General features: G+C 47.8%; 19 protein-coding genes and 1 pseudogene. 7 read left to right on the top strand and 13 right to left on the bottom strand.

Features of this window, described 5'->3' with window-relative positions:
• The first annotated feature begins 11 nt into the window (after nt 1-11).
• The 3 genes from P7M01_RS00630 (at nt 12) to P7M01_RS00620 (ending at nt 2691) form a co-directional block, all read left to right on the top strand.
• Entirely contained in the window at nt 12-383 is a 372-nt protein-coding gene (locus P7M01_RS00630; protein ID WP_394853336.1) for a SufE family protein, read from the top strand.
• On the top strand, nt 380-1654 hold the full coding sequence (locus P7M01_RS00625) for a prolyl oligopeptidase family serine peptidase (RefSeq protein ID WP_317482736.1): 1275 nt from the start codon (nt 380-382) through the stop codon (nt 1652-1654). Before P7M01_RS00630 ends, P7M01_RS00625 begins: the two co-directional genes overlap by 4 nt.
• Nucleotides 1655-1767: 113 nt before the next feature.
• Nucleotides 1768-2691: a gluconeogenesis factor YvcK family protein gene (locus tag P7M01_RS00620; protein ID WP_317482735.1), complete on the top strand. Its 924-nt coding sequence runs from the start codon at nt 1768-1770 to the stop codon at nt 2689-2691.
• Nucleotides 2692-2746: 55 nt separating this feature from the next.
• Here the strand turns inward: P7M01_RS00620 and P7M01_RS00615 are convergent, their stop codons facing one another.
• The 11 genes from P7M01_RS00615 to P7M01_RS00565 all read right to left on the bottom strand — a co-directional run bounded on the left by P7M01_RS00615 (nt 2747) and on the right by P7M01_RS00565 (nt 15556).
• Entirely contained in the window at nt 2747-4012 is a 1266-nt protein-coding gene (locus P7M01_RS00615) for an O-acetylhomoserine aminocarboxypropyltransferase/cysteine synthase family protein (RefSeq protein WP_317482734.1), read from the bottom strand.
• A gap of 178 nt (nt 4013-4190) precedes the next feature.
• A complete protein-coding gene (locus P7M01_RS00610) occupies nt 4191-4937 on the bottom strand; it encodes an SDR family NAD(P)-dependent oxidoreductase (protein WP_317482733.1) in 747 nt (248 codons plus the stop codon).
• A 94-nt stretch (nt 4938-5031) separates the two neighbouring features.
• Entirely contained in the window at nt 5032-5808 is a 777-nt protein-coding gene (locus tag P7M01_RS00605) for an NADH-quinone oxidoreductase subunit B family protein (protein WP_202937330.1), read from the bottom strand.
• 14 nt (nt 5809-5822) lie between these two features.
• Nucleotides 5823-6494, bottom strand: coding sequence for a formate hydrogenlyase complex iron-sulfur subunit (locus tag P7M01_RS00600; protein ID WP_317482732.1), 672 nt, complete (start codon nt 6492-6494; stop codon nt 5823-5825).
• Nucleotides 6495-6506: 12 nt separating this feature from the next.
• Complete coding sequence (locus P7M01_RS00595) at nt 6507-8237, bottom strand: hydrogenase large subunit (protein WP_317482731.1); 1731 nt, start codon at nt 8235-8237, stop codon at nt 6507-6509.
• Nucleotides 8238-8280: 43 nt separating this feature from the next.
• Nucleotides 8281-9810 carry a hydrogenase 4 subunit F gene (locus tag P7M01_RS00590; protein ID WP_317482730.1) on the bottom strand — a complete coding sequence of 510 codons (1530 nt, stop codon included), beginning with the start codon at nt 9808-9810 and terminating at the stop codon, nt 8281-8283.
• Nucleotides 9811-9813: 3 nt separating this feature from the next.
• Entirely contained in the window at nt 9814-10452 is a 639-nt protein-coding gene (gene hyfE, locus P7M01_RS00585) for a hydrogenase 4 membrane subunit (protein WP_317476748.1), read from the bottom strand.
• A gap of 10 nt (nt 10453-10462) precedes the next feature.
• The gene (locus tag P7M01_RS00580; RefSeq protein WP_317476749.1) at nt 10463-11926 is read right to left on the bottom strand and encodes a hydrogenase 4 subunit D; all 1464 of its coding nucleotides are present in this window, start codon (nt 11924-11926) and stop codon (nt 10463-10465) included.
• Nucleotides 11927-11935: 9 nt separating this feature from the next.
• Nucleotides 11936-12898: a respiratory chain complex I subunit 1 family protein gene (locus P7M01_RS00575; RefSeq protein ID WP_317482729.1), complete on the bottom strand. Its 963-nt coding sequence runs from the start codon at nt 12896-12898 to the stop codon at nt 11936-11938.
• A gap of 11 nt (nt 12899-12909) precedes the next feature.
• Entirely contained in the window at nt 12910-14928 is a 2019-nt protein-coding gene (gene hyfB / locus P7M01_RS00570) for a hydrogenase 4 subunit B (protein WP_317482728.1), read from the bottom strand.
• 28 nt (nt 14929-14956) lie between these two features.
• Entirely contained in the window at nt 14957-15556 is a 600-nt protein-coding gene (locus P7M01_RS00565) for a 4Fe-4S dicluster domain-containing protein (protein WP_317476751.1), read from the bottom strand.
• A gap of 266 nt (nt 15557-15822) precedes the next feature.
• On the opposite strand from P7M01_RS00565, the gene hypF reads away from it, so the two are divergent.
• A complete protein-coding gene (gene hypF / locus P7M01_RS00560; RefSeq protein WP_317482727.1) occupies nt 15823-18123 on the top strand; it encodes a carbamoyltransferase HypF in 2301 nt (766 codons plus the stop codon).
• 52 nt (nt 18124-18175) lie between these two features.
• On the opposite strand, the pseudogene P7M01_RS00555 reads toward hypF, so the two are convergent.
• Both P7M01_RS00555 and P7M01_RS00550 read right to left on the bottom strand, forming a co-directional pair.
• Nucleotides 18176-18801: pseudogene (locus P7M01_RS00555) on the bottom strand (glutathione S-transferase family protein).
• A gap of 74 nt (nt 18802-18875) precedes the next feature.
• On the bottom strand, nt 18876-19307 hold the full coding sequence (locus tag P7M01_RS00550; RefSeq protein ID WP_317481117.1) for an organic hydroperoxide resistance protein: 432 nt from the start codon (nt 19305-19307) through the stop codon (nt 18876-18878).
• 105 nt (nt 19308-19412) lie between these two features.
• On the opposite strand from P7M01_RS00550, the gene P7M01_RS00545 reads away from it, so the two are divergent.
• The 3 genes from P7M01_RS00545 to pta all read left to right on the top strand — a co-directional run bounded on the left by P7M01_RS00545 (nt 19413) and on the right by pta (nt 24011).
• Nucleotides 19413-20270 (top strand): AraC family transcriptional regulator, encoded by an 858-nt coding sequence (locus P7M01_RS00545; protein ID WP_317482726.1) that lies wholly within the window; start codon nt 19413-19415, stop codon nt 20268-20270.
• A gap of 326 nt (nt 20271-20596) precedes the next feature.
• Nucleotides 20597-21811, top strand: coding sequence for an acetate kinase (locus tag P7M01_RS00540; RefSeq protein ID WP_202937315.1), 1215 nt, complete (start codon nt 20597-20599; stop codon nt 21809-21811).
• A 58-nt stretch (nt 21812-21869) separates the two neighbouring features.
• Nucleotides 21870-24011, top strand: coding sequence for a phosphate acetyltransferase (gene pta, locus P7M01_RS00535; RefSeq protein WP_317481821.1), 2142 nt, complete (start codon nt 21870-21872; stop codon nt 24009-24011).
• The last annotated feature ends 17 nt before the right edge of the window (nt 24012-24028 follow it).

Here is a 24028-nt window from a genome sequence, read left to right as displayed (position 1 = left end):
AGATCATGAATATTAAACAATCATTATTGAACGCTCAAAACTGGGAAGACAAATACCGCCTGCTGATTCGGCTCGGTAAAACGCTCACGAAACCTGAAGATTTGGAAAATTACACGCCGATTTCAGGCTGCGAGGTCAATCTATGGGCAAAAATCATGCGAAATTCCGACCGCACTTTAACCCTTTCCGCCTACAGCGAAGCGCGGATTATGAACGGTTTGCTGGTAATTTTAATGAACGAAGTGAACGGTAAAACGGTCAAACAACTGGATAATTTCCATTTTTCAGACTTTTTCCGCGAACTCGGCATCGCTCAACGTCTGAGTTCGACTCGCCTGAACGGATTACAACAGATAGAAACGCTGATTAAGGAACAAAAATGACTTCCCGTCGAACTTTTTTAACTCTCGCCGGCGGAACGGTTTTGGCGATAACGTTGCCCAAAATTGTGCTTGCCGATGAAGAAAATACGCCGGAAAAACTTATCGCATTGAATCAAATTTACGGCGACGGCGCCAAATGGGTTGGTGTGGCGATTCAATATAACAAACCGCTGCAAGCCGCCGATTTGCCTCGTTATCGTTTTTTGGTGCAGAACCGTAAAGTGCTCGGGCTTTATGTTACGGATTCATTGGAAAACGGTGCAAAAAACGAAGGAAAATTTGTGATCCTGAATTTAGATCCGCAGGATGAAACGGCAAATTTACTGCAAAAAAATCCGCCTTCCCGTCCGGCTAAATTTAAAGCCGGCGAAAAAACCGATAATTCGCCGGAAATGAAATCGGCGAACGGTTCGGTTATCATAAACGGGCGAATGTTCGCTACCGACGAAAACCGAACGGCTATCGCGGACGATTTCAAACAGGAAAGCCGGCAGGATCCCGCAACCGGTAAAACCGTAAAATATAACCTGTTCGTGCCGAAAAATTATCAGTTTAAAGAATCCTATCCGCTGGTACTTTTTATGCATGACGCCGGCATTACGGGCAAGAAAACCAAAGCGCCGCTGTATCAGGGATTGGGCGCCGTCGTCTGGGCTTCGCCGGCGGTACAAACGCAATATCCCGCTTTTGTGCTGGCGCCGGCGTTTGACGAAATCGTGGCGGATGACGACGGTCAAACATCCGATTATCTGTATGCCATCATTAATTTAATCAAATATTTAGCAACGCAATATAACATCGATACCTCGCGACTTTACGCCACCGGACAATCCGGCGGCGGAATGCTGGCTATCGCCATGAATATCCGATATCCGGATTTCTTTGCGGCAAGTTATTTGGTTGCCTGCCAATGGGATCCGGCTAAAGTCGCGCCGATGGCGAAAAACAAATTATGGATTACCGTTTCCGAAGATGACAACAAAGCTTTTCCCACTCAAACAGGCCTCACTCAGGAATTGGAAAAGCAAGGCGCCAAAGTGGCGCGAGCGGTTTGGGATGCTCGCTGGTCACAGGAAGAATTTCAACAGGCTTATGATCAATTAACCGCCGCCGATGCCAATGTTTATTTTGTGGCGTTCCGTAAAGGATCGGTTTTTGCCGACGGAGAGAATTCGAGCAATCCGGGCGCGGGACATATGAATACGTGGAAATACGCCTATTCCATCGCGCCCGTCCGTGACTGGCTATTATCGCAACGAAAATCCGTGTAATTTTGACCGCACTTTAACCGATTAGACAAAAGTGCGGTAAATTTTTTGATATTTTTTCCACTTTGGAAGCAAATAAGGGTAATATGCGACAGCATTTATTGATAGGTATGCTTATGTCCGAACAACATCATCATTTAGACGGCACGCAACATATTGTCGCCATCGGCGGCGGACACGGTTTGGGCCGCGTTATGTCCGCATTAAGTTTCATGAAAGAACGGCTCACCGGCATTGTCACCACCACCGATAACGGCGGTTCCACCGGACGCATCCGCCGCCAGCACGGCGGTATCGCATGGGGCGATTTGCGTAACTGCCTGAATCAGATTATCGCCAAACCTACCACCGCTTCAAAAGTATTCGAATACCGATTCAGCGGACAAGGCGAACTGGCGGGGCACAATCTCGGCAATCTGATTCTGAAAGCGCTGGAAGATATGGAAATTCGCCCCACCGAAGCCATCAACCTGATTCGTAACTTTTTGCGGGTGAAATCCTATTTAATTCCCATGTCCGAACAACCGGTGGATCTCGGTGCCGTCTTGGCTTCCGGCGAAAAAATTATCGGCGAGGTCGCCATCGATAAACTGATCAACGAAGTGCCGGATTCGGTTTTTCTTGATCCCGTTGTTGAAGCCACGCCGGAAGCGGTATCCGCCATTCAGCAAGCGGAAGTGATTCTATACGGCCCCGGCAGTTTTTTAACCAGCATCATGCCCACACTGTTAATTCCCGAAATTATTCAGGCGCTAAAAAGCAGCCGCGCAAAGAAAATTTTTATCGATAATCTCGGCATCGAACGCAGCCCTGCGGCAGCATTATCGCTCGGGGAGCGCATTCAGTGGATTCATCGGGTTATGGGAAAAAACATTATCGACGGCGTTATCACAACACCTCAATATGCCGAAAACTATCATCCGCTGAATATTCGGGTTCTGGCGCGCAAGCTGAATGCCGACGATGTCGTTTATCGCCATGATCGCGATCGTTTATGCGCCGCCATTGACGAAATGATCGAAATTTTGACCGCACTTTAAGCGAAAAAACGGGTTAACGCCGGCGCTAACCCGTTTTACGGCGCTAAAACCCCGATTAAATCGCGTTAAACGCCTGTTCAATATCCGCCAAAATATCCCTCACGTTTTCAATACCGACGGACAAACGCACCAACCCGGCTGACACATTGATTTTCGCCAGTTCTTCTTCATTCATCTGACGATGCGTGGATGTCGCCGGATGCAGCGCACAGGTGCGAATATCCGCCACATGAACTTCCCGGGAAATCAGCTTTAACCCATTCAGCCATTTTGACGCCGCTTCCCGTCCGCCTTTGATTTCAAAAGAAATCACGCCGCAAAGCCCGTTCGGCGTATATTTTTGTTTTAACTCATAATCGGGCGAACTTTCCAACGCCGGATAATTCACGCTGCTGACCTGCGGTTGCGTTTCCAGAAATTTAGCCACTTCCAGCGCATTTTCATAATGGGCTTTCATGCGCAACGGTAAGGTTTCCATACCTAAATTCAGCAAAAAGCTGTTTTGCGGCGCCGGTGTGGCGCCCAAATCACGCATTAATTGCACCCGGGCTTTCACAATATATGCCGCCGCACCGAATGTTTCCGTATAAATCAAACCGTGATAGGACTCATCAGGCAGAGTAAACGCCGGGAATTTGCCGTTATGCCAATCAAAATTACCGCCGTCAATCACCGCTCCGCCCATGGCAACGGCATGACCGTCTAAATATTTGGTGGTGCTATGAACGACGATATTGGCGCCGAATTCAAAAGGCCGGCAAAAATACGGCGTCGCAAAGGTGTTGTCGATAATCAAAGGCGCTTGTGCCTTTTGAGCCAGTCGGGCAAATTTTTCAATATCCAATACCCGCAATTCAGGGTTGGCAATGGTTTCGCCGAACACCGCTTTGGTATTCGGTCGAATCGCTTTTTCCAGCACTTCCAGCGGCAATGTTTGATCCACAAAGGAAACCTGAATGCCCATTTTTTTGAAGGTATGCGCGAATAAATTATAAGTGCCGCCATAAATGGAAGTGGACGCGATAAAATGATCGCCCGATTCCAAAATATTCAACAAGGCATAAAAGGTGGCCGCCTGTCCGGATGAAGTGCATAACGCGCCTACTCCGCCTTCCAGCGCCGCTAACTTTTCTTCGGCGGCGTTGGTGGTCGGATTCGCCAAACGAGTGTAGAAATAACCGGCGGCTTTCAAATCAAACAAATCACCGATTTCCTCTGCGCTGTCATAGGTGTAAGTGGTGCTCTGCACTATAGGCTGAACCCGCGGTTCGCCCGATTTCGGACTGTAACCAGCATGTAAACACTGCGTTTCAAATTGCATAAAAAGTCCTTCTGATTGAACTAAATTTCCGACTAAATATCGTCGTTATCATCTATCATCTTATGAATATTTTCAATGATGTGCCGAATTCTTTTTAATCATTTTCATAATGAAACGATTTCATAAACAAAACCGCTTCAGCCTTGCCTGTAAGCGGTTTAGTCTTAAAAAGATCGGATTAAATACCGAATCCGCCGTCAACGCGATAATCCGCTCCGGTTACGTAACGAGCGTGTTCGGACGCCAAAAACGCCACAACCGGCGAAATTTCATCCGGCTCGGCAAAACGCCCTAACGGCACGGCTTTGCTTACCGCCTGTCGGTACGCTTCCTTTTGTTCTTCGTCGAATCCTAACGCGTTATGTATCGGCGTGTTGGTTGCACCCGCCGATACGCTGTTCACCCGAATACCGTAAGGCGCCAGTTCTTTCGCCCAGGTACGGGTTAAACTTAGCACTGCCGCTTTGCTGGCGGTATAAATACCGTTTCCCGGCATCGGATTATGCACCAATCCCGAGGTAATATTGACGATATTGCCTTTGCTGGCTTTTAAATAAGGAATCGCCTGCGCCGTCACATCAATCACCGCACGGACATTTAAGGCAAAAGTGCGGTCAAAATCCGCTAAGTTTATTTTTTCGATAGGTGTCATCGGCGCAATACCCGCGTTGTTCACCACAATATCAAGCTTACCGAATTCCTCCTGAATTTCCGTCAGAACACGGGCTATATCTTCGGATTTCAGCACATCGGCGACGATATAAGTGATATTTTCGTGTTGTTCCGCACTTTCTTTCAGGGTTTCTTCATTTCGCCCGATAATCACCACATTGGCGCCGTCTTTCGCCATGCGTTTGGCGATTGCCCGTCCGATACCCGTGCCGCCGCCTGTCACCAATGCCGTTTTATTCACTAAATTTGCCATATTGCTCTCCTTATTTTTGAATTAAAACGTCCGTTTTATTCATCATAGCTTTTGAACGGAGCACTGTAAACAATACGCTCGGCAAGATTATCGCTTAACCGGAAAAAGGCAGACTGATCGCATGCAAACGGCTGATGATTTCGCTCAGGCGCGGATCCGCTTCCCGTTCCAGAAATTTTCCGATGCGCACGCCGAAAGGTTCCGGATCCTGTTCGCTCATCATCGCCATAAATTTATCCGCTATATCGCCGCCCTGACGATAGCCCGCCAGACGCCGCGCTTCACGTTCCAGCGTTACCCGTAAATCGTAAGGAATAGTCGGAAAACGAACTTTTGCCTCGGCATGGGGATCGGCAATTTCCTGTTTGCCTTTCAGTTTTTGTTCCAGCAAACCTAACGCCATGGCGAAACCATAAATGGTCGCCGCCGGTGTCGGCGGACAGCCCGGAATGTACACATCCACGGGAACGATTTGATCCGTGCCGCCCCAGGTGCAATACAGATCATGGAAGATCCCGCCGCCGCAACCGCAGGCTCCGTAAGAAATACAGATTTTCGGATCCGGCGACGCCTGATAAGCGCGCATTGCCGGCGTACGCATTGCCCGCGTCACCGCGCCGGTGAACAATAAAATATCCGCATGACGAGGCGACGCCACCACTTTGATGCCAAACCGTTCCGCATCAAACACCGGCGTAATGGTACTGAAAATCTCGATTTCACATCCGTTGCAACCGCCGCAGTCCACGCGGTAAACATAGGCCGAACGCTGAATATTTTTCAACAGGGTTTGTTTCATTTGCGCGATATTTTCATCCACGGCGAAAGGCGTGGAAATACCGTTTACCGGCATCGGAATTTGTGTGTTCATACTGCTCTCCTGTTTCACCGGACAATCGGATTTACCGAAGGATTGGAAAAATCATTCGAATTTTTCACCGCACTTTTCATGGACGACGGCTCTGCGGGTTGAAGTGCGGTCAAATTTAACGTTGTTTTTTTGTCCTGATAAGCTAATAATGGCAGATTCATGTGCGCTTCCATATCGGCCGTTTTGGTTAAACTGTTTTGTCGCTTGCAATCCGGGCAAGTGTGCAATATCTGCAATTTGTCCTTCAGTTTCGACGGATCGTCCGCCTGCTGTTTCAGCAGTTCAATGGCATAATTCAGTTCCTTATAAGAAGTGAACGGACGATGACACTGTTGGCAAGCGGCGGTGGCAAAACCGGTTTCCTGAAACAAATCCTGTTTGTTTTTTACCGATAATTCAAAATCCTGCGATAACCGAATCGCCTTGGTCGGACAGACTTCTTCGCAACGCCCGCAGAAAATGCAGCGTCCCAGAAACAGCGACCAGGTGCGTTCGCCTTTTTCCGGATCGGTACGCAAAGTTAACGCATTGGCCGGACAGGCAATGGTGCAGGCGCCGCACACGATACATTGATCGGAATTCAGTTCCGGTTTGCCGCGGAAATCGGGATCCACTTCGTAGGGTTTGAACGGATATTTGGTTGTGGAATCGCCCGCTTTAAACACGGTTTTCAATAATTTAAACATAATCCACGCTCCCTATTTTAACGGCGAATTTTTACGTTCGACGCCGTAACGTTCGATCTCTTTGTAAGCGACGGTTTTCGCTTTGCGTTTGCGTACATCCACGACCGTGACGCGATCGGTGCAGGAATAACAAGGATCGAGGCTGCCGATAATCAACGGTGCGTCGGAAACCGTATTTCCGCGCAGCATATAACGTAAAGTCGGCCAGTTGGCATAAGTCGCCGCCCGGCAACGCCAGCGGAACAGTTTTTGGTTATTTCCCAGCATAGACCAGTGAATATCCTCGCCGCGCGGTGCTTCGGTAATGCCTAAAGCAAAACGGCCCGGCGTGTAATTAAATCCTTCCGTCAACAAATCGCCTTCCGGTAAATTATCCACCATATAATCAATAATATTCATGGATTCAAAGACTTCGTTAATCCGCACTTTCACCCGAGACAGGACATCGCCGTCGGTTTCCGTATGCAGGTTAAACGGAATATCGCCGTAACCGGAGAAAGGATGTACTTTACGTACGTCACGAGCATATCCGCTTGCCCGCACCATCGGACCGACCGGACTGAAATCCCGCGCGACCTGAGGATCCAGCACACCGATACCTTGAGTACGTTGTTTCATATTCGGCGTATTCAATAAAATATCCGTCAGATTTTTGACTTCTTCACGCATTTCGCCGATTAATTTGCGGCATTGTTCCCGCTGATGTTTCAGCATATCCCGTCGCACGCCGCCGATAAGATTGATACCGTAAGTTTTGCGGGCGCCGGTTAACACTTCCGCTAACGTCATGGATTTTTCACGCACCCGGAAAAACTGCATAAAACCCGTATCAAAACCGGTAAAGTGGCTGGATAAGCCGAGATTTAACAAATGGCTGTGCAAACGTTCCACTTCCAGCAAAACGGCGCGAATCCACTCGGCGCGTTTTGGAATTTGAATGCCAAGAGCGTTTTCCACAGAATTGGCATAAGCCACACTATGAGTGAAACCGCAAATCCCGCATACCCGATCCGCTAAGAATGTTACCTGATCGTAATCCATGCGGGTTTCCGCCAGTTTTTCCATACCGCGGTGCACGTAAAACAAACGATAATCCGCGTCAATAATATCTTCGCCGTCCACAAACAAACGGAAATGCCCCGGTTCGTCGGAAGTAATATGCAACGGACCGATAGGCACAATGCGCGCTTCCCCTTTTTCATTAATAAACTCATAGGTTTCCGTCGCGCCGGTCGGATCCGGGCGTAGGCGATAATCCATGGCGTCTTTGCGTAACGGATATAAATCTTCCGGCCAGTCATCAGGCAAAACTAAACGACGCTGATCCGGTAAACCAACGGCCTTTAAACCGTACATATCGAACATTTCCCGTTCCGCCCACACGGCCGCTTTAACTTTCGGCGTTACCGACGGAAACTCCATGTCGGCAGGTTCGACCAAAGCTTTTACGATGACAAAAGATTTCACCGCACCTTCCATAGAAAGCACGTAATAGACGGCATAATGCCCGTTGATACTGCGCTCGTCATTACCGAATGCCACCGGCAGCCAGCCTTCGTGTTGGTAATAAAGATATTCCACTACATCAGGCAGCATATTGGTTTTAATGGTAATCGTCACCTGATTTTCCGTTGACCATTCTTCATCCAGAATAGTATCGGGGAATTTCTGGTTCACGGCTTCAAGATAATTTTTACCTAACGCCCGAGATAAATTCACTGAGGTATTTTTTGTTAATTCCATTTTTCCTCCTGTCAAACTATTGCCTTTCTACCGCTCATTTTTATTATTGCAACGTTTGCCAAGGCAATAACAACATATCACCGAAAGAAACATTATCCTGACCAAGAATGATGCCTACCGAATTTTGTAAAAGCTGAGAAAGCGGATCCGCAATATAAATGCCGATAGCGAACAACAACAGCAAATAAACCGCTATGACGGCGACGGATAATCGACTGCCTTCACCGGCTTCGACACCTTCCGTCGGTTTACCAAATACGGTTTTCAGCAGCATTATTGTCAAACCGGATAATGCAATGGTTAAGAAAATCAGACAGAAAATCACCCACCAGGTTTTCCCCGCCGTAATGCCCGCCACCACAATGGCAAATTCACTCACAAACATCCCGAAGGGCGGAACGCCGCCTAACGCCAAAGCACCGCCGGCAAATAAAACCGCCGTCCAAGGCATCACTTTCCACATTCCGCTGACGTAATAAATATCGCGGGAACGATATTTCAATAAAATATTACCGGAAGCACAAAACAACAGCGCTTTCGCCAGACTATGCGTAATGGTGTGCAACAAACCGGCAAACATGCCGATAGGACCGCCCAATCCGAAAGCGAAGCTGATTAACCCCATATTTTCGATACTGTGGTACGCCAGTTTACGTTTAATATCATGTTGCATAATGATAAAGAACGAAGATACACCGGTCGAAAGCAAACCGAATACCAACAACAAGGCTTGCGGATAGTCAAATCCCACGGCTTTCGCAGTTAAAATGAAATAACGCAACACAATCAGCATGGCGCAATTCAATAATACCGCAGACAACACCGCACTTGCCGGACTCGGAGCCTCACTATGCGCGTCAGGCAGCCAGGTATGCATCGGAAACAGACCGCACTTGGTACCGAAACCCACCACAATAAAGGCGAAAGCCAGATACATTAAGTGCGGATTCAGATTTACCGCCTGCCCGTTAATCACCGACCAGAAAATCGCCTGTGAGGAATCGTGCAATACCGCGTTGGCATTGGAAAAGGTTAAAATCGTGCCGTACAAACCGAACGCCACACCGACGGAACAAATAATAATGTACTTCCACGCCGCTTCCAGTGAAGTTCGGTGTCCGTAAATGCCGACCAAAAATGCGGAAGTCAGTGTGGTTAACTCAATGGCGACCCACATTAAAATCACATTATTGGTCGTTACCGCAACCAGCATAGAACCGAAGAACAAATGCAGGAACGCATGATAATAGACATAGCTGCGATAATCGATATGCCCTTCTTTCAGTTCCGTATTCATATAACCGATGGAATAAACGCCCGCCAAGGTGCCGACGATACCGATCAATCCCACAAACACGGCGGATAAGCTGTCCGCATAAATCCAATGATTCCATGTTTCAATCCGCCCGTTTTCCAATACGGCCGCCACCACATTCAGGGAACAAATTAACATCAGACCTAATCCCGTCACATGAAGTGCGGTCGAAAATGAAGCCGTTTTCATATGAGTAAGAAAAAAGAACGCCACGCCCACAATAAAGGGAACCGCTAATAAGGCATTAATCCATTCCATACCTTACCCCCGTAATTCCGTTAACTGTTTTGCATCCAAGGTATGCAAAGTGCGGTAAATTTTATTCACTAAAACCGCCATAATCATCACGGCAAAAATCGCATCCGTCGCAATACCGATTTCCACCAGTTCCGGCGCTTTATTCGCCAATAACGCCAAAGTTAAATGGGAACCGTTTTCCATCAAACAATAACCGAACACCTGTTTCATCATGTTGCGCTGCGTCACAATACAGGTTAATCCCAACAGAAAATGGCTCAAAGAAACGGAAAGCGCCGGTTTTAAATGTTCCGCCAACGGCAGCTGAACGGCATTTGTCGCCATGTAGCAAACCACCACAATCGCGGTGGCAATGGGAATTAACCAGGCCGCATTCATAGAAGCGGGAACGGTGCTTTCATCTAATTTGCGAACGGCGAAAATTAAAATGGCCGGCACTAAAAGCACTTTGGTGACGAAAGCGGAAACCGACCACATATACAATTCGTGCGCGTTTAATTCCTGTGCCAAAAATACAAACAAAGCCACTAAAACCAAGGATTGCACGGCATAAAGTGCGGACGATTTTTTCGCTGTTTTTGCCGCAATCACGGCAAGAGAAGTCAGGATCAACAAACCTGCTAACGTATTAATCATCAACATAATCCTCTCCTTATAATTGGGTTAACCATGGAGTTTCAAGCCAATAAGCGGCAATAAAAGCGGAGCAAACGGACATCACCATTAAAATCACCAACACCAGATTCATCGAAAAAGTTAACGGTTGTGCGTTAACCACATCTTCGGACGGCTTGCCCAACACGCATTGACCGAATTTGTACAGCAACCACACAAAAGTCGCCACGCTTTCCATTAAAGCGATAATCATCATCGCCGTAATCCAACCCTGGCTTTTGCCTAACTCAAAACCGGCGGCAAAGAGCGGGAATTTACTAAAGAAACCGTTAAACGGCGGCACGCCGGCGATAGCTAACGCGGCGATCCCGAATCCGACGCCCACCAGCGGCATTTTTTGAATCACGCCCTGCAAACGCGGCATAGAACGAGTACCGGTGGCATAAGCCAGACTACCGGCAACCAAAAAGAACAAACTTTTCGCAAACGCATGGTTAAAAATATAAGCGACGGCGGCGACCAACGCCAATTTGGAACCCAATGCAAAAAGCGATAAGCCGATAAAAATATAAGCCAGTTGAGTAATGGTGGAATACGCCAATAAACGTTTTAAATCCGTTTGCGGCAAATACATCACAAAGCCGTAAACCAATGTCAGCATGGCCATTATCAATCCCACTTCGCCCACGATTTCAGGCACTTCGCCTGCCGACATAACGGCACGGGCAAAAATATACACGCCCACTTTCACCATAGATGCCGCATGCAGATAGGCGCTCACCGGTGTCGGCGCTTCCATGGCATTCGGCAACCAAATCTGCATCGGAAACTGAGCGGATTTTCCCCAGGCGGCGAATAACACACCAAACAGCACGACGGTTTTACTTGCCGGATCAAGCCGTTCTAATGCCGTAATTTCAAAAGTGCCGGCTTTGCTGAACAGAAAGGCGGCGGCAAGATACAAACCGATTGCGCCGATATGCGTGATAATCAACGCTTTCATCGCAGACGATTGCGCTTTCGGCGTTTGATAATAACTGATCAGCGCCCAGGAACAGGCTCCGGTAATTTCAAAGAACAATAATTGTCCGAGCAAAGTGGATGAATACACCACTCCCGCCATAGCGCCGATAAACACCAGTAAAAACGCATAGAAACGCGGCAACGGCGCATGGGCATGCTCTTTATTTTTAACCGTTAAATAACCGTTCGAATACAATACGATTAACAGCCCCAATCCTACAACGGCAAAACCGATTAAGGTGCTTACCGCATCAAAGGTGACACCGAAGATTTCCGTATTACCGAAACGAATTAACGGATAATGCAAAACCGCAACGGCGGCGCTATGCCATTGCTGCGCCACGCATAACGCGCCGGCAGTAGCCAACGCGGCAAAAACCACGGCGAGCTTCGGAAACAGCGATTCGTTTTTCACCAATCCGACCCAAACTGCGCCGACAAAAGGAAGAATAATGGTCAGTAAGGCTAAATTTTCCATTTCATCCTCCTACATCCCAATTAGATAAAACATAAAAGCCAGAATGGAAATACCAAAGCCCACGACCGTCAAATGCCCCGCCATCATGAAACGGGTACGCGCCAATGTATTTTCAAACACGCATGCCAAAATATAAATAATCAGTAATTTCAGGAAGAAAAAAACTGCGCCAAAAACGACCGCACTTAAGGAATATTCCCGAGCGGCGCCGAACGGCAGCAGAACCGCCGCCACAATCGCGGCGACTACCATGGATTTCAGGCTTAAACCGATTTTGATCAAAGCCAGCGCAGGTCCCGAATATTCCGTCAACGGACCTTCCTGCAATTCCTGCTCCGCTTCCGCCAAATCGAAGGGAATTTTGCCCATTTCAATAAAAACGGCAAACGCCGCGGCAATCAGCGCCACGGCTGTCGACACCGGATAACTCCAGGTTTGAGTGCCCAATACGGCGGATATTACGCCGAAATTAGTCGACCCCGCAATCAGCGCGATCACCAACAAACTTAACATTAAGATCGGTTCCGCCAACACCCCGAGCGTTACTTCACGGCCGGCGCCCAAACCGGAAAAGGTACTGTTGCTATCCAACCCGGCGATAGAAAAGAAGAAACGGAAAAGCGCGAATAAATAAATCGCGGTAATCAAATCGCCGCCCGCCCCAAAAGGAGAAGCCAAAACGAACAACGGCAAACTCATGGCGACCACCGACACGGAACCAATCAACACATAAGGCATCACTTTTGACACCATCCCCGCATTATCGGGCAGAATATTTTGCCGTGTCATTAATTTCGCAATATCACGATAATCCTGCAAAATTCCTGCGCCGCGGCGAGACTGAATACGGGCGCGAATAAAACGGGAAATGCCGGAAAAAAGCGGCGCCAGCAATAATAAAATCAGGGCTTGCGCGATACCGAGAAAAAACATTCCGCCGGAGGTGGCGACTTCTGCTGGTAAATGAATCATATTCTCCTCCTTTACATCGTCGCCGCAACGGCAAGTAACGCCACTAAGGCAATCACGAAATACAGGCAATAAACTCTGAAATCGCCGCCCTGTAACCACCGAATGCGATCCGCTATCCAGGGAATGAAACGGGCAATCGGCATGGTCACTTTTTCTTCCCAGAACGGTTCCGCCTCAATTGCGCCTTTAATCGCGCCGTTAATAGCTTTTTGACCGAGCGGTGCGGGATCAAACGTCTTACGAATGGTATAAAGCGGTTTGAACATTATCCGTAACGGACGGGTAAAACCGCCGGCGGATATCGCCATATCGGACTCATAAGCATAACCGCACGCCCAAGGATTGCCTTTCGCCCGATCCGCCAAACGATGCCCCTTCGTCACCGCATAATAAGCGAACGGCACGGCAATAAAAGCAATCAGCATAATCGTAATCATCGGCATGGATAACGCGGTGTACGGCGCCGAATCGGATACGACGATGCCGTTTTCCGCCAAAGCAAAGCTCTCCGCACCGGAAAGTGCGGTCGAAATTCCGGCAATTATTGGCGTCACCACAGAAGCGCCTATTCCCAGCAGCACGCAAAGAATCGCCAACAACGCCATGGCAACCACCATCGGCAACGGAACTTCGCGCGCATTGGCGGCGGCCTCGCTTCGCGGCGCGCCGCCGAAGCTGATCCCGTAAACCTTCACGAAACATAACGCCGCCAGCGCACCGGTTAAGGCAAGCATAATAATCGCCGCCGGACCGGCAATTTTCAGCACGATATTGCCGTGTTGACTTAAACCGAATAAAGATTGATAAGTGAACCATTCGCTGACAAAACCGTTAAACGGCGGCAAAGCGGAAATCGCCATGGTACCGATCAGAAAGGTTAACGCGGTATAAGGCATCAGTTTGCTTAATCCGCCCATTTTATCCATATCTTTCGTATGTAAACGGTACATAATGGAACCCGCACCTAAGAATAACAACCCCTTAAACACGGCGTGATTTAACAAATGATATAAACCGCCGAGCAAACCGACAACGGCAAAAACCGGATTTTTCACCGCAATGCCAATCATGCCGACGCCGACGCCCATCATGATAATGCCGACATTTTCCACCGTGTGATAAGCCAACAGCCGTTTGATATCATGCTCCGCCAAGGCATAAAGTACACCCAAGACGGAAGAAACGGCACCGAACGCTAATACAATCACGCCGAACCAAAGATTCTCGGCGCCCAGCAAATCGATACCGACTTTAATAATCCCGAAAATCCCGATTTTCACCATCACGCCGGACATTAACGCGGACGCATGGGAAGGTGCCGCCGGGTGAGCTTTCGGCAACCAACCGTGTAAGGGAATCATCCCCGCCTTGGCGCCGAATCCTAAAAACGCCAGAATAAACACCGTAAAAGATAGCGCCGGGGAAAGTTCCGTTTGACGAAACGCCGAAAATTCAAAACTGCCCGCATAGCAGTAAAAAATGAAAAAGGCGATCATAATCAATACGGAACCCGCATGGGCGATAAAGAAATAAAGTAAACCCGCATTCGTGGCGTTCTCATCCTGTTCGGTAAGCACTAAAAAATAAGACGCCAAAGACATCATTTCAAAGAACACCAAAAAGAAAAAGGCATTATCCGTGGTTACCAACGCAATCATCGACGCGATAAACAGGTTCATAAAGAACCCCATCGACCCCGCACCTTTACCTTTATATTCCCGTACATAAGCAAAAGAATATAAGGATGTGACAATCACCAATAAGGAAATGACACACACCATAAACGCCGCCAATCCGTCAATCCGGATGGAATAAGGCGCAAAAGCAAAGGGAGTCTGGAATAAAGCGAATGCGGTTTCATTGCTGACCAGCACCGGCGCCACAGCCGCTATACCGAGCGCACCGCCAATCATGCCGGATACGCCGGCGATATTCACGGAAACTTGTTCCCGTCGACTAAAACAAAGCGAAACAAAAGCGCCAATCACATAAACCGACAAAGCCGCGATGAGCCAATTAACCGTACTCATAACGTCACTCCTGAATAAAACTGAAAATTTAGCGTGGAATTGCCGGTGAATTCACCATCGCCATTTCACGTTTATGTTGATTTGCCTGCGCGATACTTTCATCGCTAATCACAAATAAAGTCTTGGTCGGACAGGTTTGTACGCAGGCGGGACCTTCCGGGCGAAAATAACAAAGATCACATTTAATCGCGACAGCCTTCACGCCCGGCTGCCATGCCAGCATATTGTGCACATTGGTATTGTCCGGCGCTAAACGAATATCACGCGCTACAGACTGTTCAAAACTGAAGTTTTCATAATGCGTCGGCGCATCAATCGGCCCGCTGCCGTGTTGCGTAATCGCGCCGAACGGACAGGCAATGCCGCATAATTTGCAGCCGATACACAAACTTTCGTTAAGTTGAATACTGTCGTTCTTATGGGTAATTGCATGCACGGGACATACGGTCGCACAAGGCGCATCGTCACAATGACGACAAAGGATAGGAACGGTGATATCATCATTACGCATGACTTGAAGCCGGGGAAAAGATTGTAATCCGAATGCCTTATGCACTTCGCTACACGCCGCCATACAGGTATTACAACCGATACAATCTTTCGGATCACCGATAACAAAACGGTTCATACGCTATCTCCCATTGAAACAAATTAAAAGATAAAAAAATGATTGCACGAACTCGCAATAACCATATTTTTTATAAGGATACGCCTGCCGCCGAACAGGGGAAATATGAAATAAATTTTTTCTTGATTGAGATCATAAAATTTCTATTTTTTCCATTTCCTTTATGAAAAAAATAATTTCTTTGAATATCATAGAGTTAAAATTATGTAACCAATGTTACAAAAATATTTAAGATAAAAATCATTCGTATTTTATGGGGCTAAATCATGGACGGCAAAAATTCGAAAAGTGTAAACGGAATAGCATTGCGCATAAAAGGCAAAGTGCAAGGCGTCGGTTTTCGCCCCTTTGTGTGGCGGCTTGCCAACAAACATCGTTTAACCGGCGACGTCAATAACGACGGACAAGGCGTACTCATTCGATTAATGGAAACCGATGATGAAAAACTCGCCCGTTTTCTGCAGGATTTACGGGAGGAATTGCCGCCCCTTGCCGCCATCAGCGACATTCAACAACACAAAAAACTGTGGAAAATTTCACCGCACTTTCGCGGTTTTACCATTCGTGAAAGCCAAAATAACGCCATGGACACCCAAATCGTGCCCGACGCCGCCACCTGTCCCGCCTGTGTGGCGGAATTGTTCGATAAACACGATCGCCGTTTCCGTTATCCTTTTATTAACTGCACCCATTGCGGACCGCGTTTTACCATTATTCGCGCCATTCCTTACGATCGCCCGAATACGGCGATGTCGGATTTCCCGCTTTGTTCCGCCTGTGCGACAGAATACCGAGATCCCGCCGATCGTCGTTTTCACGCCCAACCCAATGCCTGTCCGGACTGCGGTCCGCACATTTGGTTACAAAACGCCGAAACCGTCATTGCCGAGCGCGACAGCGCTTTACGGCAAACGGCAGCGGCGCTAAAACAAGGCAAAATCGTTGCGGTCAAAGGCGTGGGCGGATTTCATTTAGCCTGCGACGCCACTAATCAACAGGCGGTCGAATTATTACGCAAACGCAAACGCCGCCCGAGCAAACCGCTGGCGATTATGGTGCCCGACTTAAACAGCCTGCGGGATCCGAATCCCGAAGAAATACGTTTACTGACGTCCGCCGCCGCGCCCATTGTGCTCCTGAAAAAACACAAGGTACCGCAAATCTGTTCGCTTATCGCGCCGAAACTCAACGAAATCGGCGTTATGTTGCCAAGCAATCCGCTTCAGCATTTGCTACTGCGTGAAATAAATCGCCCGCTGGTAATGACTTCCGCCAACCCGAGCGGCGAACCGCCGGTACTGGATAATGAAAGTGCGGTCAAATTTTTAAAAGATTTTGCAGAGTTTTTTCTCTGTCATAACCGCGATATTCTGCAACGCGCCGACGACAGCCTGGTTCGCGCGGCATTCGACGGCACGGAAACCCTACGCCGCGCGCGCGGTTATGTGCCCGACGAAATTCAGTTGAATATCAATAACACTCAACATATTCTGGCTTTGGGTTCCGATTTAAAAAACACCTTCTGCCTACTGAAAGGCGATAAAGCGGTGGTCAGTCAACACATCGGCGATACCGCCAACGAAAAAGTGCGGTCACAATTAGCGCAGAATTTAGCGCTGTTTCAGCAGATTTACCAATTTAAACCGGACAAAATTGCGGTGGACGCGCATAGCGGCTATTTTTCCACTCATACGGGCAAAGCCTTAGCGGAAAAACTCGGTGTTCCCTGGGTAGAAGTGTTGCACCATCACGCTCATATCGCCGCAGTTACGGCGGAACATCATTGCGACCAGCCCGTTATCGGCTTAGCCTTAGACGGTATCGGCATGGGCGAAAACGGGCAGCTGTGGGGCGGCGAATGCTTCTATGTGAATGGTGCGGAATGTCGTCATCTCGGCGGGTTGCCGGCGGTTGCGCTGCCCGGCGGAGATTTGGCAGCCACTCAGCCGTGGCGCAACTGGCTGGCGCATTTGCATCAATTTGTGCCTAACTGGCGGGAAATCGCCGCCCAAACCTGCGCCCGGTACGACTGGCAACTGCTCGCCAAAGCCATCGAACGGCAAATTAATTCGCCGCCGATTTCCTCCGCCGGACGCTTATTTGACGCCGTCAGCTACAGTTTAAATCTTGCCCCTGAAAAATTAAGCTGGGAAGGCGAAGCCGCCTGCCAACTGGAAGCTTTGGCGTCGCAGTCTGCGCTCGCACGATTATCCGGCGCAGAGGCGGCAAAACATATCCGCTTATTCATGCCGGTTAAACATGACCAATTAGATTTAACGGTTTTTTGGGAAAACTGGCTTCAGGACGAAAGCGAAAACGCGGATAAAGCCTTCGCCTTCCATTTTGTGTTGGCACAAGGTTTTGCGGATTTGGCCCGCCGACAAGCCCGGAAATTAGGTTGCCAAACCATCGTTCTCAGCGGCGGTGTGATGCATAATCAGCTATTACGGCGTCTGTTAAAAGAAAATCTCGCCGAATTCACCGTGCTCAGCGCCCGCCAATTCCCTATGGGCGACGGCGGGCTAAGCTTAGGACAAGCGATAATCGGAGCGCTTAACCAAAATTAAGAATGGTAACTAAAAGTGCGGGCAATTTTTTGAATGTTTTTTGCTGCGAATGTTAAAACTTGCTTAAATCCAAACCGCCAGCGGTTTTTTCATTGGCTTTGAGATAATCAGGGTGGTTTTCGATTTGTTCGAGATAACGCGCGATATTTGGGAAATCGGCTTTCTCCACATAATTCAAGCCCCATTGCAGTGGGAAACTTAAAGCGAAATCTGCGCCTGTAAGTTGCTCACCCACAATCCATTTTTTGCCTGCTAACGATTGTTCAACGTGGTTGAAATATAAGCCGACTTGGCGTTGGTGTATTGTGCAAAGTCGCCTAAATCACCTTTTTTCGACACTAACGCGAGCAGATTTGCCGAGAACATCGACGCTGAAATCGCCAGCCAGTAAACGTAGTTTGAATAATCATTGGTCTTGTATGCTGGCGTGAAACGGTTTTCATCGTCATAACGATCAAGCAAATGCTGAATAATCGCATTGCCTTCTGCGATGGTTAAATCGCCGTCTTGCAACACGGGAGCTTTGCCGAGCGGATGTTGCGCTTTTAATTCTGCCGGTGCCATTGAATTGTCCGGATTACGATCGTAAATTTTAAGTTCATAATCTAAACCTAAGGCTTCAAGCAACCACACAATGCGGTGCGAACAGGATTGTTTGAGATAATGTAAGGTAATCATCGTATTTTCCTATGTAAGAGCGAATCGCATTCGCCTAAATATACAAAAGGGCAAATATAATTTGCCCTGACGAATTATAAATCGAAAGATTGAATCACATTCACATGCAAACGCACGTCCACATTGCCGCGGGTCGCGTTGGAATACGGGCAAACTTCGTGCGCTTTCTCAATGAGCATTTTCGCATCTTCCAGACTCAAGCCCGCCACTGTAATGGTGATATCTAAATCCAAACTGAATGCGCCGTCAGCTTTTTGACCGATGCCCACGCCCACCGTTGTGCTTGATGAAGTCGGTTTTAAGCCTAAACTTGGCGCTACATGGTTCATTGCACTGTCAAAGCAGGCGGCATAACCCATGGCGAAAAGTTGCTCCGGATTGGTTCCGACTTTACCGCTTTCGTTTTGGAAACTGACCAAATCAAAACCGATTGAACCGTCATCCACTTGGGTGCGACCATCACGACCGCCTGTTGCCGTTGCCGATGTTTTGTAGAAAATTTTCATAATGCTCTCCTTCTGTTGTTCGTTTTGATGTGTTTAGTATATTGCTTTGACAACGTAAGCGATATATCATTCGTCCAAATAACTTGCCTATTTATCCAAATAATTATGTTTTCAGAAGAAAGTTTAACACGCATATTACATGTTATTCCGCACAATCAAACTTATTATTCTTCCGTGAAAGGCTTAATTGTTCACCACTCCGATCATCCGTTTTATTATGAAAACGTGATTCAGGAACCGAGTATTTGTATTGTAATTAAAGGCGAACGTGAGGTGAAACTGGGCGCGCAATGCTATCTGTTCGATAACCGGCACTTTATGTTCTGTCCGGTAAATTTGCCGATGAGCGGTAAAATTACTAAAGCTACGCCGGCAGAGCCCTTTGTGGTGATGTCTATGAAAATCGATTTGCAAATGGTCAACAAAATTCTGCTGGAACAGACCGCACTTTTCGTCAATGTTCCGCAAAATTCAACCGCTTTCGGACGCTGGCATTTAGACAGCAAACTGGAAAACGCTTTTGAACGTCTATTACTCTTGCACGAAAATCCAAATGATATTGATTTTCTTGCACCGCTTATCCAACAGGAAATTTACTATCGTTTGCTCACCGGCGAACAAAGCGACAAGCTTAAACAAATGGTCAGTTTTGATTCCAACACACAAAAAATCGCGAAAGCGACGCAATATTTGCAAACCCATTTTTGTGAAACCGTGCAGGTAGACATTCTTGCAAAGCTGTGCGGCATGTCGCTTTCGGGCTTTCATCACCATTTCAAAAAACACACCACGCTTTCACCGTTACAATACCAAAAATCGCTCCGTCTAATGGAAGCCAAGCGATTAATTTGCCAGGAAAACTTACCCGTTTCCACTGCCGCTTTTCAGGTCGGTTACGAAAGCCCGAGCCAGTTCAGCCGGGAATTTAAGCGATATTTTGGCAATGTGCCGAGTGAAAAATAGACATAAAATTGCCGTCTAAGCGGTCTATTCGGATGACGTCGAACATAAAAATAGGCGCGATTATCACTCAAAAAACAGTGAAAAATTCGCCCGCACTTTAAACGCCGGATGGGATTCCCGGCATTCAAATTTGTATCCGCCAAAGGATTTTCGTCTTTATCAAAAATATTGAAATCTTCAACTTTTTTGACAAAGATCGTGTTTTTTCTTCGCCCGGCAATTTATTTTATAGCACGAAAAGTGTATTCTATAGGCGTTATGACTTTTAGTCGTTCGCTGGTTATTTAGTGAACTATTCCACTCCAACCCACAAGATAGGTTAATTTATGTCAAAATTAGTTTTAATTCTTAACTGTGGTAGCTCATCTCTCAAATTTGCTATCTTAGATCCCGTATCCGGCGAGGAAAAATTATCAGGTTTAGCCGAAGCGTTCTATCTTCCGGAAGCGCGTATCAAATGGAAATTGCACGGTGAAAAAGGCAATGCGGATTTAGGAGCAGGCGCCGCACACAGTGAAGCGTTAAACTTTATCGTTAAAAATATCTTCCCGCTAGATCCGTCTCTTCAGGAAAGTATCGTGGCAATCGGTCACCGCATCGTTCACGGCGGTGAGAAATTTACCTCTTCCGTTATCGTAACGGATGAAGTGGTGAAAGGTATCGAAGATGCCATCCAATTCGCACCGTTACACAATCCTGCTCACTTAATCGGTATTAAAGAAGCCTTCAAAATTTTCCCGCACTTAAAAGAAAAAAACGTGGTGGTTTTCGATACGGCCTTCCATCAAACTATGCCTGAAGAAGCGTTCTTATACGCCCTTCCTTATTCTTTATATAAAGAACACGGTGTTCGTCGTTACGGCGCACACGGCACCAGCCACTATTTTGTCAGTCGCGAAGCGGCAAAACGTTTGGGCGTAGCGGAAGATAAAGTGAACGTGATTACCTGTCACTTGGGTAACGGCGGTTCCGTTTCTGCAATTCGTCACGGTCAATGTATTGACACTTCAATGGGTTTAACGCCGTTGGAAGGGATTGTAATGGGCACCCGCTGCGGTGATATCGACCCGGCGATCATGTTCTATATGCATGATACATTGGGTATGTCCGTGGAAGAGATCAACACGACTTTAACCAAAAAATCCGGTATTTTGGGTTTAACGGAAGTCACCAGCGACTGCCGTTTTGCGGAAGACAACTATGACAGCGAAGACGAATCATTACGCGTACCCGCAAGACGCGCAATGGACGTTTACTGCTATCGTTTAGCAAAATACATCGGTTCTTATATGGCAGTAATCGGTGAACGCTTAGACGCCATCGTATTTACCGGCGGTATCGGTGAAAACTCCGCTCATGTGCGTGAAATTACCTTGAATCACTTGAAATTGTTCGGTTATCAATTAGATCACGACAAAAATCTGGCCGCCCGTTTCGGTAACGAAGGTATTATCACCGCAGACAATACGCCAATCGCAATGGTGATCCCGACAAATGAAGAATTGGTTATCGCGCAAGATACCGCTCGTCTTTGTTTCTAATGTGTAAATAATAAACTGCCGACTCGCTCGGCAGTTTCGCTTTTATTAAGGAAATCTTATGTCACGTACATTTATTCTTATCCCTATCAGCGGTGGCGTTGGCTTAACCAGTGTCAGTCTCGGTTTAATCCGCGCGCTTGAACAAAAAGGCGCAAAAATCGGTTTTATGAAACCGATTTCCCAACCAAGTACGGGTGAAGACAAAATCGACCGCACGACCTCAATCGTTCGTACCAGCACACAACTTGAAACGGCCGAACCGATTATGTTAAGTGTGGCGGAAAATCTGATCGGTCAAAATCAAACCGACGTCTTGCTGGAAACCATCGTTGCGGCACATCAGGAATTAAGCAAAAATAACGAAATCATTATTGTTGAAGGTTTAATCCCTAACCGCAAACACAGCTATGCCAACAGCATTAACTACGAAATCGCCCAGGCACTTGATGCGGAAATTATTTTAGTGGCGGCGCCAAGCACGGAAACACCGGCTCAATTAAAAGAACGCGTGGAAGCTTCCGCTTCATTGTTCGGCGGTAAAAACAATCCGAACTTATTAGGCGTGGTAATCAACAAATTCAACGCACCGGTTGACGAATCCGGCCGAACCCGTCCTGATTTAACCGAAATTTTCGACTCGTTCCAACACAGCCATAACAATTCGAACGAAGTGTTTAAACTGTTCGAACAAAGCCCGATTAAAGTACTGGCCTGTATTCCGTGGTCCGCCGATTTGGTGGCGACCCGCGTGATCGATTTAGTAAAACACTTAGGCGCCACTATCCTTAATGAAGGAGAAATGAAAACCCGTCGTCTCCGCGGCATTACATTCTGTGCCCGTTCTCTGCATCACATGGTAGAACATTTCCATGCGGGCGACTTATTAGTCACCTCCGCCGACCGTGCCGACGTATTGGCGGCAGCCGCATTAGCGGTGACCAACGGTATCGAATTAGGCGGTATTTTATTAACCGGCGGCTACAAAATTGATAACGAAATCAATAAATTATGTCAACGCGCTTTTGAAACCACCGGCTTACCTATTTTCCGTATCGAAGGTAACACATGGCAAACCGCATTAAGTTTGCAAAGCTTCAATCTTGAAGTGCCGGTGGACGACAAAATCCGTATCGAAAATATCAAAGAATACACCAGCCGACAATTCGATGCGGAATTCATCCATCAAATCGCCGGCACTTCCGCCCGCGTGCGCCGTTTATCGCCGCCGGCTTTCCGCTATCAATTAACCGAATTAGCCCGTGCAGCGAAAAAACGTATCGTTTTACCTGAAGGCGACGAACCGCGCACCATTAAAGCGGCGGCACTTTGCGCCGAGCGCGGTATTGCGGACTGCGTATTATTAGCCAATCCGGAAGACGTAAAACGCGTCGCTTCAGCGCAAGGCGTCAGCTTAAATAAAGGCATTACCATTATCGATCCGGCAAGCGTGCGCGAAAACTATGTGGCGCGTTTGGTGGAATTGCGTAAAGCGAAAGGCATGACCGAAGAAGCGGCACGCGAACAATTGGAAGATAACGTAGTATTAGGCACCATGATGCTGGAAGCCGACGAAGTGGACGGCTTAGTGTCAGGCGCCGTACATACCACGGCAAACACCATTCGCCCGCCGATGCAAATCATTAAAACCGCTCCGGGCAGCTCTATCGTTTCTTCAATTTTCTTCATGTTATTACCGGATCAAGTGTTGGTATACGGAGACTGTGCGGTAAATCCGGATCCGACAGCGGAACAGTTAGCGGAAATCGCCATTCAGTCTGCCGATTCCGCCAAAGCCTTCGGTATCGATCCGAAAGTGGCCATGATCTCTTACTCAACCGGAACTTCAGGCGCCGGTGCGGATGTTGAAAAAGTGAAAGAGGCGACCCGTATCGCGCAGGAAAAACGTCCTGACTTACTGATTGACGGTCCGTTGCAATACGACGCCGCCGTCATGGCGGATGTGGCAAAATCCAAAGCGCCTAACTCTCCGGTAGCCGGTAAAGCGACGGTATTCGTGTTCCCGGATTTGAATACCGGTAACACCACTTATAAAGCGGTACAACGTTCTGCGGATCTGGTTTCCATCGGGCCTATGCTGCAAGGCATGCGCAAACCGGTGAACGACTTGTCTCGCGGCGCGTTAGTGGACGACATCGTTTACACTATCGCCTTAACCGCCATTCAGGCAACGCAGGCTTAATCAAAAAACTTGCAAAA

The organism is Exercitatus varius, assembly GCF_029577735.1.
Classification (GTDB): domain Bacteria; phylum Pseudomonadota; class Gammaproteobacteria; order Enterobacterales; family Pasteurellaceae; genus Exercitatus; species Exercitatus varius.
Note: the sequence above shows the minus strand (reverse complement) of the source record. Positions and strands in the feature narration are given on the sequence as shown.

What these genes read in the sequence shown, in the direction of transcription:
- P7M01_RS00595 (WP_317482731.1), bottom strand. Translation starts at nt 8,237, where the DNA reads ATGGAATTAACAAAAAATACCTCAGTGAATTTATCTCGGGCGTTAGGT.
- hyfE (WP_317476748.1), bottom strand. Translation starts at nt 10,452, where the DNA reads ATGTTGATGATTAATACGTTAGCAGGTTTGTTGATCCTGACTTCTCTT.
- P7M01_RS00580 (WP_317476749.1), bottom strand. Translation starts at nt 11,926, where the DNA reads ATGGAAAATTTAGCCTTACTGACCATTATTCTTCCTTTTGTCGGCGCA.
- P7M01_RS00575 (WP_317482729.1), bottom strand. Translation starts at nt 12,898, where the DNA reads ATGATTCATTTACCAGCAGAAGTCGCCACCTCCGGCGGAATGTTTTTT.
- P7M01_RS00610 (WP_317482733.1), bottom strand. Translation starts at nt 4,937, where the DNA reads ATGGCAAATTTAGTGAATAAAACGGCATTGGTGACAGGCGGCGGCACG.
- P7M01_RS00545 (WP_317482726.1), top strand. Translation starts at nt 19,413, where the DNA reads ATGTTTTCAGAAGAAAGTTTAACACGCATATTACATGTTATTCCGCAC.
- P7M01_RS00620 (WP_317482735.1), top strand. Translation starts at nt 1,768, where the DNA reads ATGTCCGAACAACATCATCATTTAGACGGCACGCAACATATTGTCGCC.
- P7M01_RS00540 (WP_202937315.1), top strand. Translation starts at nt 20,597, where the DNA reads ATGTCAAAATTAGTTTTAATTCTTAACTGTGGTAGCTCATCTCTCAAA.
- P7M01_RS00605 (WP_202937330.1), bottom strand. Translation starts at nt 5,808, where the DNA reads ATGAACACACAAATTCCGATGCCGGTAAACGGTATTTCCACGCCTTTC.
- hyfB (WP_317482728.1), bottom strand. Translation starts at nt 14,928, where the DNA reads ATGAGTACGGTTAATTGGCTCATCGCGGCTTTGTCGGTTTATGTGATT.
- P7M01_RS00550 (WP_317481117.1), bottom strand. Translation starts at nt 19,307, where the DNA reads ATGAAAATTTTCTACAAAACATCGGCAACGGCAACAGGCGGTCGTGAT.
- P7M01_RS00565 (WP_317476751.1), bottom strand. Translation starts at nt 15,556, where the DNA reads ATGAACCGTTTTGTTATCGGTGATCCGAAAGATTGTATCGGTTGTAAT.
- P7M01_RS00590 (WP_317482730.1), bottom strand. Translation starts at nt 9,810, where the DNA reads ATGGAATGGATTAATGCCTTATTAGCGGTTCCCTTTATTGTGGGCGTG.
- P7M01_RS00615 (WP_317482734.1), bottom strand. Translation starts at nt 4,012, where the DNA reads ATGCAATTTGAAACGCAGTGTTTACATGCTGGTTACAGTCCGAAATCG.
- hypF (WP_317482727.1), top strand. Translation starts at nt 15,823, where the DNA reads ATGGACGGCAAAAATTCGAAAAGTGTAAACGGAATAGCATTGCGCATA.
- P7M01_RS00625 (WP_317482736.1), top strand. Translation starts at nt 380, where the DNA reads ATGACTTCCCGTCGAACTTTTTTAACTCTCGCCGGCGGAACGGTTTTG.
- pta (WP_317481821.1), top strand. Translation starts at nt 21,870, where the DNA reads ATGTCACGTACATTTATTCTTATCCCTATCAGCGGTGGCGTTGGCTTA.
- P7M01_RS00600 (WP_317482732.1), bottom strand. Translation starts at nt 6,494, where the DNA reads ATGTTTAAATTATTGAAAACCGTGTTTAAAGCGGGCGATTCCACAACC.